At 65.4% G+C, this 12,425-nt stretch carries 14 protein-coding genes; 1 reads left to right on the forward strand and 13 read right to left on the reverse strand.

Going from position 1 to position 12,425, the window contains the following annotated elements:
- The 4 genes from H928_RS28825 to H928_RS0119420 all read right to left on the reverse strand — a co-directional run.
- Positions 1–891, reverse strand: an 891-nt coding sequence (locus tag H928_RS28825) for an ABC transporter ATP-binding protein (protein ID WP_148293228.1), incomplete at its 3' end; no start/stop codon positions are given.
- The gene (locus tag H928_RS0119410; RefSeq protein ID WP_021027991.1) at positions 888–1,706 is read right to left on the reverse strand and encodes an ABC transporter permease; all 819 of its coding nucleotides are present in this window, start codon (positions 1,704–1,706) and stop codon (positions 888–890) included. The genes H928_RS28825 and H928_RS0119410, both read right to left, overlap by 4 nt.
- Complete coding sequence (locus H928_RS0119415) at positions 1,703–2,647, reverse strand: ABC transporter permease (RefSeq protein WP_021027992.1); 945 nt, start codon at positions 2,645–2,647, stop codon at positions 1,703–1,705. The genes H928_RS0119410 and H928_RS0119415 overlap by 4 nt, the downstream gene beginning before the upstream one ends.
- Positions 2,648–2,652: 5 nt before the next feature.
- Positions 2,653–3,804: a C45 family peptidase gene (locus H928_RS0119420; protein WP_021027993.1), complete on the reverse strand. Its 1,152-nt coding sequence runs from the start codon at positions 3,802–3,804 to the stop codon at positions 2,653–2,655.
- A gap of 242 nt (positions 3,805–4,046) precedes the next feature.
- Here H928_RS0119420 and H928_RS0119425 point away from each other — a divergent pair, with 242 nt between their 5' ends.
- Positions 4,047–4,922 (forward strand): GntR family transcriptional regulator, encoded by an 876-nt coding sequence (locus H928_RS0119425; RefSeq protein ID WP_021027994.1) that lies wholly within the window; start codon positions 4,047–4,049, stop codon positions 4,920–4,922.
- Between the two features lie 10 nt (positions 4,923–4,932).
- On the opposite strand, the gene H928_RS28830 is transcribed toward H928_RS0119425, so the two are convergent.
- The 9 genes from H928_RS28830 to H928_RS0119470 form a co-directional block, all read right to left on the reverse strand.
- Positions 4,933–5,688, reverse strand: a complete 756-nt coding sequence (locus H928_RS28830) for a siderophore-interacting protein (RefSeq protein WP_021027995.1) — start codon at positions 5,686–5,688, stop codon at positions 4,933–4,935.
- A gap of 151 nt (positions 5,689–5,839) precedes the next feature.
- Positions 5,840–6,829, reverse strand: coding sequence for a D-glycerate dehydrogenase (locus tag H928_RS0119435; protein ID WP_021027996.1), 990 nt, complete (start codon positions 6,827–6,829; stop codon positions 5,840–5,842).
- A 23-nt stretch (positions 6,830–6,852) separates the two neighbouring features.
- Complete coding sequence (locus H928_RS0119440; RefSeq protein ID WP_021027997.1) at positions 6,853–7,803, reverse strand: sugar kinase; 951 nt, start codon at positions 7,801–7,803, stop codon at positions 6,853–6,855.
- 45 nt (positions 7,804–7,848) lie between these two features.
- Positions 7,849–8,655 (reverse strand): sugar phosphate isomerase/epimerase, encoded by an 807-nt coding sequence (locus tag H928_RS0119445; protein ID WP_052330129.1) that lies wholly within the window; start codon positions 8,653–8,655, stop codon positions 7,849–7,851.
- 190 nt (positions 8,656–8,845) lie between these two features.
- On the reverse strand, positions 8,846–9,601 hold the full coding sequence (locus H928_RS0119450; RefSeq protein WP_021027999.1) for an amino acid ABC transporter ATP-binding protein: 756 nt from the start codon (positions 9,599–9,601) through the stop codon (positions 8,846–8,848).
- A gap of 142 nt (positions 9,602–9,743) precedes the next feature.
- Entirely contained in the window at positions 9,744–10,535 is a 792-nt protein-coding gene (locus H928_RS0119455; protein WP_373604931.1) for a transporter substrate-binding domain-containing protein, read from the reverse strand.
- A gap of 169 nt (positions 10,536–10,704) precedes the next feature.
- Complete coding sequence (locus tag H928_RS0119460; protein WP_021028001.1) at positions 10,705–11,358, reverse strand: amino acid ABC transporter permease; 654 nt, start codon at positions 11,356–11,358, stop codon at positions 10,705–10,707.
- A 16-nt stretch (positions 11,359–11,374) separates the two neighbouring features.
- Positions 11,375–12,046, reverse strand: coding sequence for an amino acid ABC transporter permease (locus tag H928_RS0119465; RefSeq protein WP_021028002.1), 672 nt, complete (start codon positions 12,044–12,046; stop codon positions 11,375–11,377).
- A 118-nt stretch (positions 12,047–12,164) separates the two neighbouring features.
- The coding region (locus H928_RS0119470) for a substrate-binding domain-containing protein (RefSeq protein WP_027011139.1) at positions 12,165–12,425 on the reverse strand (261 nt) is incomplete at its 5' end.

A 12,425-nucleotide genomic window follows, 5' to 3' on the forward strand; every position in this document is an offset into this window, starting at 1 on the left:
GCGCGCCGGTGCCCCCTTGCGGAACCAGCGCTGGCGGCCGCCAAACTCCAGCACCAGGTCGCGGGCCGACATCAGCGGCGCTGTGCGGTCGATCTGGCGCGGTGCGCGGCGCTGGGGCAGGGTGCGCAGCAGCTGGCGCGTGTAGTCATGCGCGGGGGCCGCCAGCACCTGGGCGGTGGGGCCAGTCTCCACAATGTCGCCCTGCTTCATCACCACCATGCAGTCCGCGTAGCGGGCCACCATCGGCAGGTCATGGCTGATCAGCAGCACGGCGGTGCCGTTCTCGCGCGTCAGCTCCAGCATCATCTCCATCACCTCGCGCTGCACCACCGCATCCAGCGCCGTGGTGGGCTCGTCGGCAATCAACAGCGCCGGGCGCAGCAGCATGGCCGAGGCGATCATGATGCGCTGGCGCATGCCGCCCGAGAACTCGTGCGGGAAGGCGCTCAGGATGCGCTGGGTATCGCGCAGGCCCACGCGCTCGAGCATCGCATGGATGCGCGGCATGTGCTCGTCGCGCGCCTGGGGCAGGTGCATGCGCAGGCCTTCGAGCAGCTGCTCGCCAATGCTCAGGGTGGGCGTGAGCGAGGTCATCGGCTCCTGGAACACCATGGCCACGCGCGGGCCACGCACAGCGCGCAGCTGGCGCTCGTTCATTGCATAGAGCGACTGGCCGTCCAGCAGGATGTCGCCGCCACTGCGGCTGATGGCATGGGGCGTGAGCCGCATCACGGCGCGGCTGAGCATGGTCTTGCCCGAGCCCGATTCGCCGACGATGCCGACAATCTCGCCAGCGGCCAGCTGCAAGGATGCATTGCGCACCACCAGTTTGCCGGCGCCGGCCGAGAGGCTCAGATTCTGGATCTGCAGCAGGGTAGGGGATGGGGTCATACGCGCCTCCGCATGCGTGGGTCGAGCCGGTCGCGCAGGGCGTCGCCGAGCAGGTTGATGCCCAGCAGTGCCAGCGAGATCGCCAGCCCTGGGAAGATTGCCAGCCAGGCCGCCTGGCTGACATAGGAGCGGCTGCCCGCCAGCATGTTGCCCCAGGTGGGTGCGGGGGGCGCCACGCCCAGGCCCAGAAAGCTCAGCGAGCTCTCGGCCAGGATGATCCAGCCGCACATCGAGGTGGCCATGACGATCACCGGTGCAATGCAGTTGGGCAGCACATGGCGCAGCAGGGTGTAGGTCTCGGAGTTGCCCATGACGCGCGAGGCGCGCACAAAATCACGCTCGCGCAGGCCCAGCACCGTGCCGCGCACCACGCGCACTACCGATGACGCATAGGCCAGTGCCAGCGCGATGATGATGCCGGTGGTGCTGGCGCCAAACACCGCCAGCAGGCCCAGCGCCATCAACAGGCCCGGGAAGGCCAGCAGCGCATCGTTGATGGCCATCAGAATGCGGTCGGGCCAGCCGCGCAGGTAGCCGCTGAGCGCGCCGATCAGCACACCAAAGAAGGTGGCCAGAAACACGGTGCTCAGGCTGATGCGGATGCTGGTAGCGGTGCCGCGCATCAGGCGGCTGAGCACATCGCGGCCCAGCTCGTCGGTGCCCATCCAGTGCTGCCAGCCGGGCGCTGCCAGGCGGGTCTTGAAGTCGAGCTTGAGCGGGTCATACGGCGTCCAGAACGTGGCCAGCAAGGCCACGACGACCACCACGGAGACCAGGCCAGCGCCCAGCCAGAAGGAGAGGGAGCGGCGGTTCATGATGCGGCCACCCTGGGGTCAAAGATGGGGTAGAGCAGGTCCACAAAGAGGTTCACCAGGACATAGATGCTGGCGATGAAGAGCAGGCAGCCCTGGATCAGCGGGTAGTCGCGGGCAAAGATCGCATCGACCAGCAGACGGCCGAGGCCCGGAATGGTGAACACGGTCTCGATCACCGCTACCCCGGCGAGTAGGTTGCCCAGGATCAGGCCCAGCAGGGTACAGGTCGGGCCGAAGGAACTTTTGAAGGCATGGCGCAGCATCACCGTCATCTCGCTCAGGCCCTTGGCGCGGGCATGGGTGATGTAGTCCAGGTGCAGCACTTCCAGGGTGGAGGCGCGGGTCATGCGCAGGATCACGCCGATCTCATGGAGCAGCAAGGTGGTGATGGGCAGCACCAGGTAGAGCAGCGCCTGCTGCGGGTTCTCGCCAAAGGCGACAAAGCCGACCACCGGAAACCAGCCCAGCTTGAGCGCAAAGAACATCAACAGCAGCAGCCCCATCCAGAACGCGGGCAGCGACAGCAGCAAGGTGGCGGTGGCGACCAGGGCCAGGTCGGTGAGGCGGCCTTGGCGCCATGCCGCCAGCATGCCCAGCGGCACGGCCACCAGGGTGGCCAGCAGCACGGCAGGCAGCACGATCTGGGCGCTGACGGCAAAGCGCTGCCAGATCAGCGCGGCAACGGGTTGGCGGTTGGAGATGGACTGGCCCAGGTCGCCCTGCAGCACATGGCCGGACCAGACCAGGAACTGCGTGGGCAGGCTGGCATTGAGGCCCAGCTGCTCGCGCAGGGCCGCCAGCGATGCGGCATCGGCCGAGTCACCCAGCATCAGCGCTGCCGGGTCACCGGGGATCAGGCGCACCAGAATGAAGACGGCCAGTGCCACGATCACCAAGGTCGGAATCGCCATGCCGATTCGGGTGGCAGCGAATTTCCACATGGCGATCAGTGCTCCAGCGCCACAGCGGCGGCTGCAGACGGTTCAGCCGCGCCATCGCCATGCAAGCGGTAGGTGGTGAACTGGCGGTTGATGGCGGGCAGCGGCGCAATCTCCATGATGCCCAGCGCCGGCTCCATGACGATCATCGCAACGGTGGCAGTCAGGTTGCCGCCATCGGCGGGGCGCGGTGGGCGGCAGACCGCGTAGGGTGAGAGGAAGTCGTCAAACAGTGCCTTCTTCAGCGATTCGCGCGTCAGCAGGCGGCCCTGCTCCTGCAGGATCTTGCGCACCCGCCAGTCGCGGTAAAAGCTCTCGGGCACATGGGGGATGCCGGTGTCGCGCAGCTTGGCCAGCGCCACGGGGCTGACCCAGTGGTTGGCGTGCACGATCATGCCGTCCTCGGGGTAGAGCGGGAAGGCCTCGTCGGGCGCGCATTCAAAGTCAATGCCAAAGCCCGCCGCCGATGCCACCATGATGTTGTTGGAGCAGGACTTGGGCGTGGTGGCCACGGCCTTGGCGGCCAGTGCAAAGTGCTCCTGCTCCAGCACCTTGCGGCGGATCAGGCCCAGCGGAATGCCCAGCTTCGTATAGTCGCGCTCGCATTCCAGGTAGTTGGCGGTGATCGAGATGCCTGCGGCGTTGAGCCCGCTGCGGGCCAGGCCGCCGGCTTCGACAAAGGTCAGGTAGTCGGGGCCATGGTCCTGGCGCACGCGAAGCACCACGCCAGTCTCGGCGCACTCGGCGCGCCAGTCCCAGTTCTGGCCATGGATCAGGTTGCCCGAGGCGCTGCGCTCGGGCAGCAGCATGGCGCCGGTGCAGCCGTCGTCCAGCTCGTCATCGACGGGCTTGGTGGACTGGGCGCGCGCCAGGGCCACCACCTCGGTGCGGGCATTGATCATCACGATGTCGTCCAGCGCGACGCCCGAGCCCTCGGCAATGCCGCGCATTTCTTCGAGGTAGTTCTCGTCAAAGGCGGCGATCTTCTGGGCGTACTCGGCGATCAGCGCGGCCTTGTGTGCGGCACTGATGCCGTACTTCTCCAGCGCGCCGCCGTAGAGGGCTGCGCTGCGGGCAATGCGGTCTTTGAGCGCCGCGCCATACTGGCGCCCACGGGCTTGCGGGGCGCCAGACAGCGTGACGAGTGGAAACGGCGACATCTTTTTCCTTTTGTGTTTTGTGAACTTTTAATACATTAATTTCCAGGTCATTGACTGTCAATTTGTTTTTTATAGAATCAAACAAAACTTAGGGAAACTACGATGAAGGATGCTGCCAAGACGGGAAGCCTGGCGCGTATGCTCGGGGCTGGCCGGCAAAAACAAGATGCTGCGCGCCGCCGCCATTGCCACCGGATTGCGCAGGCGCGGGCCGCAGCAGCACTACCCAGGGGAGAATCGGTTTGAAGCAATCGCTGAGTTCTTTGCAGATCGACGTCGCGCGCCAGCTGACGGCGCTGATGCATGGTGGCCGCTGGCGCGTGGGCGACCGTATCTCCGACCTGCACCTGGCCGATGAGCTCAAGGTCTCGCGCACGCCGGTGCGCCAGGCGCTGATGCTGCTGACCGCCCAGGGCCTGGTGGCCTACCACCCGGGCCGGGGGTTCCGGGTCGAGCGCGTGCCCGATGGCGACGATGCGCTGGAGCAGCTGGTGCCCCCTTCTGAGGCCGAGGCGCTGTACAGCCAGATCATGAACCACCGCGCCAGCGGCCAGCTGGCCGGCGAAGTCTCCGAGGCGCAGCTGGTGGAACTGTTTGGCGTGACCCGGGGCGCCGTGCGCCGCGTGCTGATGCGCTTTGCCGCCGAGGGCCTGACCGAGCGCCTGCCCGGCCATGGCTGGCGTTTTACCGAGAGCCTGGACAACCCCCAGGCCGTGCACGAGAGCTATGACTTTCGCTTGATCGTCGAATGCGGCGCGCTGAAGATGGCGGGCTTTGCGCCCGACCCGGAACAGCTGCAGCAGCTGTTCCGCGAGCAGTCAGATATCTTGCAGATGCCCGTTGAGCAGCTGCGCCAGGATGTGTGGTTCAAGGCCAATGCGAATTTTCATGAAACCCTGGTGTCCTGGTCGCGCAACCGCTATCTGATCGAATCAGTGCGCCGGCAGAACTCGCTGCGCAAGATCTCGGAGTTTGCGCATTTCAGCCACCTGAGCGAGCAGCATATCCGCCAGGCCTGCACCGACCACCTGGGCATTCTCAAGGCGCTCAAAGAAGGCGATGCCGACTATGCCGCCGCGCTGCTGCGCCGGCATATTTCGCGCTCGGCGGAGATCTAAAAAACAGGGCCTAGGCTTTTTCCAGCTCGGGCTTGGGCGCGCGCAGCTCGTTCTCGCTCATGCCCCGGCGCCAGTAGGCCACGATCAGCTGCTCCTGCTTGCCCAGCCCCAGGCTGTCTACGGCCCAGGCGCGCAGCGCCTGCGCGGTGGCAAATTCGGCGCCTACCCACAAAAAGCGGCTGGCGCCTTCGGTGGCTTGTGCGTCGCTCCAATCCAGCGCTTGCACGGCCTGCTGCAGCTGCTCGCCGCTGCCGGCGGCTGCGCCTGCGCGGTAGAGCCAATGCCACTGCATGCCGGCTGGCAGGCGTATGTCGATCACATCCTGCGGGTCGGCGATCTCGCAGACCACATGGCCGCGTGTGCTGGCGGGCAGCTGCTCTGCAATGCGGGCCAGCGCGGGCAGTGCGCTGTCGTCACCGGCCAGCACCATCCAGTCGGCCATGCGGGCTGTGCGGCCGCCGGGCTTGAGGATCTCGACCCGGTCGCCGACCTGCGCCTGCTGGGCCCAGCAGGCACCCGGGCCGGCATCGGCATGCAGCAAAAAATCAATTTCCAGCCATTGCGCATCGGCATCGAAGCTGCGCACGGTGTAGACGCGTGTGCTGCTGGCGCTGCTGCCTTGCGCATCCTGCGCCGACGGAAACACCAGGCGGCAGTGGATGTTGTCGTGCTGGCAAAAGGGCGCCAGCTGCGTGCCGGCAAAGCGGATGCGGCGGGAGCCGGCAGATGGGGAGGCGAGGGAGAGAACCTGGAGCGTGGAGGGCATGCCGCAGTCAAGAGACGGTACGAAATCGTACGGAAGAGGTGGCCGCTGGCCACGCGCGGGCGGCCAGCATCGGAAGGTCTGGCGGCCATTATGCGGGTGCGCCCTCCCTCATCCCGTCTCGCGCGGCGCAGCCCATGGCGCCGCTGGGGGCTCAGGCCTGGCTCAGATCAAACCCACCCGCTGGTTTCTCACCCGCCAGCACCTGCAGCAGGTTGCTGGTCGCCAGCTCGGCCATCGCGTGGCGAGTCTCGTGCGTGGCCGATCCGATATGCGGCAGCGCCACCACCTTGGCATGGGTGCGCAGGGGCGATTCGATTGGCAGCGGCTCGGTGGCAAACACATCCAGGCCGGCGGCGCGGATCTGGTCGGTATCGAGCGCATGCAGCAAGGCGGCCTCATCGACGATCGCGCCGCGCGAGCCGTTGATGACGATGGCGCTGGGCTTCATCAGCGCAAAGGCCTCGGCCCCCAGCAGGTGCTTGGTCTCGGGGGTCGATGGCACGACGGAGACGACAAAGTCTGCCTCGCGCAGCAGCGCATCGCGCGCAACATAGTGCACATGGCCGGCCAGCGCGCCCAGTTCGCTCTCGGGCACGACGCTGCGGTTGTTGTAGAGCACGCGCATGCCAAAGCCCAGCGCCGCGCGCCGGGCCAGCGCCATGCCGATGCGGCCCATGCCCAGAATGCCCAGGGTCTTGCCATGCACATCCCAGCCAAACAGCTCCTCACCAATATTGCGCTGCCATTGGCCCGAGCGCACATACATTGCCAGCTCCGGAATGCGGCGGCTGGTGGCCATCAGCAGCGCAAAGATGGTGTCGGCCGTCGTCTCCGTCAGCACGCCGGGCGTGTGGCACAGCGCAATGCCGCGCTCGCGCAGCGATGCCAGCGGGTAGTTGTCCACGCCCACCGAGATGCTGGAGATCACCCGCAACTGCGGTGCCTCGTCCAGCAGCGCATCGGTGATCGGGTAGCTCGACCCGATCAGTGCCTGGGCCTGGGGCAGCGCTGCAAAAAAGGCATCGCGCTGCGCGGCCACACGCGGGTTGGCCACGGTCACGTCATGCGCGGCTTGCAGGCGGGCCAGTTGGTCCTCGGGCAGTTCACGAAAAACCAAAATCTGGTGGCGGGTGCTGCTCATGGCTGCTCCTGGATGCGTTGAAATCAATAGCCGGCGGCGGTCAAGGCTGCGCGGGTCGGTAGGCCTTCGGAGTCGCCCAGCACCTGCACCTGCAGCGCGCCAATCCAGCAGCCGCGCTTGACGGCATCGGGCACCGCGCGGCCATCGAGCAGGCCGCTGATAACGCCCACGGCAAAGGCATCACCAGCGCCCACAGTGTCCACCACCTTCTCGACCGGGCAGCCGGCCACATAGCCGGTACCGGCCTGCGCGTCATCGTAGTAAGCACCTTCTTCGCCAAGCTTGACGACCACCAGGCTTGCGCCCTGGTCGCGGTAGAACCGGGCCACCGCTTCGGGCGTCTTGTGGCCGGTCAGCAGCTCGCCTTCGGCCAGGCCGGGGAACACCCAGTCCGCACCAGCAGCCAGCGCATTGATCTCGCGGCGCATCGTGGCCTCGTCCTGCCACAGGGTGGGGCGCAGGTTGGGATCGAACGAGATGGTGCTGCCCGCAGCGCGGGCGATCTGCAGTGTGCGCTGGGCAGTGGCCAGGCTGGTCTGCGAGATCGCGGCAAACACACCGGTGGCATGCAGGTGGCGGGCCGAGGCCAGCCAGGGCTCGTCGATGTCGGCCGGGGTCATCAGGCTCGCTGCCGAGCCCTTGCGGTGGTATTCCACCTGCGGGTCGCTGCCATCATCGCTGCGGCCCTTGATCTGGAAGCCGGTCTTTTGCGCCGGGTCCAGCACCACATGCTCGCAGTGCACGCCTTCGCTCTTCATCTGGTTGATGAGGTAGCGCGCCATCGAATCGGCACCCAGGCGGCTGGCCCAGTGGGTGTTGAAGCCCAGGCGTGCCATGCCGGTGGCCACATTGATCTCGGCGCCTGCAATGCGTTTGGTAAAGAACTCGGCGTTCTCCAGCGGGCCGGCGCGGTCGGCAATCAGCAGCATCATCGCTTCGCCAAAGGTGGCGACATCAAAGGTCTTGGTGGTCATGGCCGTGTCTCTCTTGGGTGTTTGGTGCGGGTGGGTAGCAGCGGCTTATCGGACTTGCAAGGCGGTGGCATCGCGCAGCACGGCCAGCTCCTGCTGGGTGACGGCGACCAGGTCGTCGCCGATCAGCGGGTACTCGATGGCGCGGGGCGCATCACTGGGCAGCGCGCGCAAAATGGCGCGCCAGGCCGCTGCCGATTCGACCAGCGGCACGGCCACCCATTTGGCGGGCAGGCGTTGCACGCCCTTGGCATGCACATAGGCCACGCGGCTGCCAAACAGTTGCGCCGCTTGCAGCGCGCATTCGCCCAGGTAGTGCCAGTTGCCCATGTCAAAGGTCATCGGCAAGTTCAAGCCGGCGGCATCGGCAGCGGCAAAAAAGCGCTGCAGCGCTTGCACGGTGCCGGCGGCCGTGGTCTGGTCGTTCTCGATCAGCAAGGTGAGGCCCGCGCCATCGATGGCGCTCTTGAGCGCCGCAAAGCCCTGGGCCGAATGTGCGACCGATTGGCTGGCAAAGCCGCCGATCGACATCTTGAGCCAGGTGGCGCCCAAGGTATGGCTGGCTGCTATCGCGTGTTGCACGGCGGCGGTGTTCAGGCTGCCGTCCATCGCAAACAGCGGCTGGGGGCAGGAGTAGACCAGGTCCAGCTGGTGCGCGCGGCCATAGGCGGCCAGCGCGGGCAGTTCCTCGGCGGGGTTCAGCAGCAGCTCTTCGCGCACTTCATAGCCATGGGCACCTGCGCGGTGCGAGAGCTGGGCAAAGTAGAGCTGGCCGTGGCGGCGCACTTCGGCATTGCCAAACGAGGTGAGGGAGATCAGCGCGGGCGAGCCCGCGTTTTGCAAAGACAAGGCCATGGTTTTCGTATTTTTTGGCCGCTTACGCCCGTATACCAAGCGTTGACAGCTATTGATAAGTGAGCAAACAATCTGCAGTAACTTCGCACGTTCTCAAAAACTGGCGCGGCCCATCGGCGCACACCGAGCAAGGCCTCGCCGGCCGCACCGCCCCGCAGCTCAGGGACGGCGCGAAGCGCCTCAGGGGGTGTTAGTGATTACTCAGGATCTGGCCCAGGAACTGCTGGGTCTTGGGGTGTTGGGGGTTGTCAAAGAACGCGGCCGGTGGGCCTTGCTCGATGATCTTGCCGTCGGCCATGAAGATCACGCGGTCGGCCACGCTGCGGGCAAAGCCCATTTCATGGGTCACGCAGAGCATGGTCATGCCGTCTTCGGCGAGGCCGATCATGGTGTCCAGCACTTCCTTGACCATCTCGGGGTCAAGCGCCGAGGTGGGCTCGTCAAACAGCATGATCTTGGGGGCCATGCACAGCGCGCGGGCAATGGCTACGCGCTGCTGCTGGCCGCCCGACAGCTGGCTGGGGTACTTGTCCGCCTGGTCCGGAATGCGCACCCGCGTCAGGTAGTGCATCGCGCGCTCCTGCGCCTCGGCCTTGCTCAGGCCGCGCGAGCGCATCGGCGCCAGCATGCAGTTCTCCACAATCGTCAGGTGCGGAAACAGGTTGAACTGCTGGAACACCATGCCCACTTCCTTGCGGATGGTGTCGATCGCCTTGCTGTCACCCGTCAGGTCCGTGCCATCCACGGTGATCTGGCCCTTCTGGATGGCTTCAAGCCGGTTGATGCAGCGGATCATCGTGGACTTGCCCGAGCCCGAAGGCCCGCAGATGACGATACGCTCGCCGGCACGCACGTCGAGGTTGATATCGGTCAGCACCTGGAAGTTGCCATACCATTTCTCGACGCCTTGGAGGCGAATGATGGGTGCTTGCGAGGGGGTCGTCATAAAGCAGTCGTTTTTCAAGATGATTGCAACACTGGCATGCCCGAGCTAAGAGACAGCCAGCAAGGGCCGCCCCGCAGCGGTGCTGTCGTCCCCCTTCCAGGGGGAAGGCGCGCAGCGCCTCAGGGGGTAGCCCGTTCTAGGGTTAGTCCAGTTTCGGCAGGTCGGCGCCCAACCACTTTTGGTACAGCTTGTTCAGCTCACCATTGGCGGTGTTCTTGGCGATGAAGGCGTTCACGGCTTCTGCCACTTCGTCCTGGCCGGGGCGCAGGGCGACGGCCATGTTCTGCTGCAGCAGCTGGAACTTGTTTTCGAACTGGCCAGCAGGGGCGCGCTTGGCGATCTGGGCCGCCACGGTCACCGAGCAGCCGATGGCATCGACCTGGCCCGACAGCAGGGCTTGCATGGCCGATGCGTCGTCGTCAAAGCGGCGGATTTGCGTGCCTTCTGGTGCAGCCTTGGTGACGGCCACGTCCTGGGTGGAGGCACGTGCCACGCCCACGCGCAGGCCCTTGAGATTTTCCGGGCCCTTGATGGCCGTCTTGGTGGCGCCGTACAGCACGATCGATGCAGCAGAGTAAGGCTTGGAGAACAGCACCTGCTTGGCGCGCTCGGGCGTGATGGCCAGCGAGGCGATCAGCATGTCGACCTTGTTGGTCAGCAGGAAGGGGATGCGGTTGGGGCCCGTCACGGGCACGATCTCGGCGGTCACGCCCCATTCCTTGGCCAGCAGCTTGGCCACGTCGGCATCGTAGCCGTCAGGCTGGTTGCTGCCGTTCAGGATGCCGTAGGGCGGGAAGTCCACCAGCATGCCGATCGTAATCTTGCCCTTTTTCTTCAGATCGGCCAGCGACTGGGCCGATGCGGTCAGGGGCAACAGGGCGCTGGCAGCCAGGGCGGCAGCAGCGGAGGTGAAAGTGCGGCGGGAAATCTGCATGCTCATGTCTCCTAAGGGTTTATTAACGCAGCAAGAAGGGAAAGGGATTAAACAGGCCTATCGTCAGAAGCACCCGCGTTGTTGCAGCAGGGCCCATCGGCGGGACGCCGAGCAAGGGCCGCCCCGCAGCGAGGGCGTCGACCCCCTGGGGGGAAGGCGCGTAAGCGACTCAGGGGGGTGTACATCTGGCTTGGCGCTTCTCAAGGCGGCCGGCCCACAAAGATAGCGGCCAGCACAGGATGAAGTAAACGGCACCGACGACACCGAACACCAGCATCGGCTGGAAGGTGGCGTTGTTGATGATCTGTCCGGCGCGCGTGATCTCGGTAAAACCGATGATGGCGGCCAGCGACGTGCCCTTGATGATCTGCACCAGGTAGCCCACGGTGGGGGCCACGGCAATCTTCATCGCCTGGGGCAGCACAACGGCGCGCATGCGCCAGAAGTAGGACAGCGACAGGGCATCGGCTGCTTCCCACTGCCCGCGTGGCACCGCCTGGATACAGCCACGCCAGATCTCGCCCAGGAACGCGCCGCTGTTCAAAATCAGCGCAGCAGCGGCTGCCACCCAGGGGTTGATCTCAAAGCCCAGAATGGGCGCGCCAAAGAACACCAGGAACAGCTGCAGCAGCAGCGGCGTGCCCTGAAAAATCTGGGTAAAGGCGGTGGCAATGCCGCGCGCCAGGCCGTTCTCTGACGTGCGCGACAGCGCAATCACCAGGCCCACCAGGGCGCCGCCAATAAAGGCGATCAGGGACAGGGCCACGGTCCACTTGGCCGCTTCCACGATGAACCACAACTCGGGCCAACCAAAAGTACGCATTTCTTGTTCTCCGAGTTCAGCGACGGTCTGGGTAGTTCAAGGCCATCTGGTAGATGAGCTTGAACAGCAGGTTGAAGGCCAGCGACAGCAGCAGGTAGATGGCGGCCACGACGATGTAGACCTCAAAGCTGCGGAAGGTCTCGGACTGGATGTTGGCGGCCACCGAGGTCAGGTCGTCGGCCGAGATCACCGACACCACGGCCGAGCTCAGCATCAGCAGGATGAACTGGCTGGTCAGCGCCGGGGAGATGGTCTTGAGCGCGGGCTTGAGGATCACAAAGCGGAAGATTTCCCAGCGCTTCAGGTCCAGTGCCAGGCCCGCTTCGATCTGGCCCTTGGGGATGGACTCGATGCCGGCGCGGATGATCTCGGTCGCATAGGCGCCCAGGTTGACCACCATGGCCACCAGCGCGGCGGTTTGCGGCGACCAGCGCAGGCCGATGGCCGGCAGCGCAAAGAAAAAGAAAAACAACTGCACCAAAAAGGGCGTGTTGCGGATCAGCTCGATGTAGGCATTGATGACAAAGCGCAGCGGCGCCGGGCCCGAGGTCTTGCCCCAGGCGCAGACGATGGCGACGGCCAGGCCGATGACCATGGCGAGAAAAGACAGCTGGATGGTCACCCAGGTGCCCTGCAATAGCTGCGGCCAGGCTGCCAGGACCTGGTCGAATTGGAACGTGTAGTTCATGGCGATGCGGCGCTTTTGAAACCGGTTTCAGTAGCGCCGCAGTTTAGCGCAAGGTTACGGAACGATTACTAGGGTTTGCCCTAGTTTGGTGCGTAACGCTGTTTTTAGTGGTTGTAAATCAATGGTTTGGGGATTTTGTCGAGCCGCGCACAATGATGGTGCCTGGTAACTCGACTGTGCGGGCGGGGCTTTGCAGGCCCTGGATGCGCTCGATGAGGCAGGTGGCTGCTGCCTGGCCCAGCGCATCGGTGGGCTGGGCCACCGTGCTCAGGCCCGGGCCCACCAGCGCGGCCCAGTCGGTCTCGTCCACGCCGATGATGCCCAGCTCGCGCCCGGGCACCCAGCCCAGCGCATGCACGGCGGTGGCCACGCGCAGGCT

This window comes from Comamonas sp. B-9 (assembly GCF_000410635.1).
Classification (GTDB): Bacteria; Pseudomonadota; Gammaproteobacteria; order Burkholderiales; family Burkholderiaceae_C; genus Comamonas.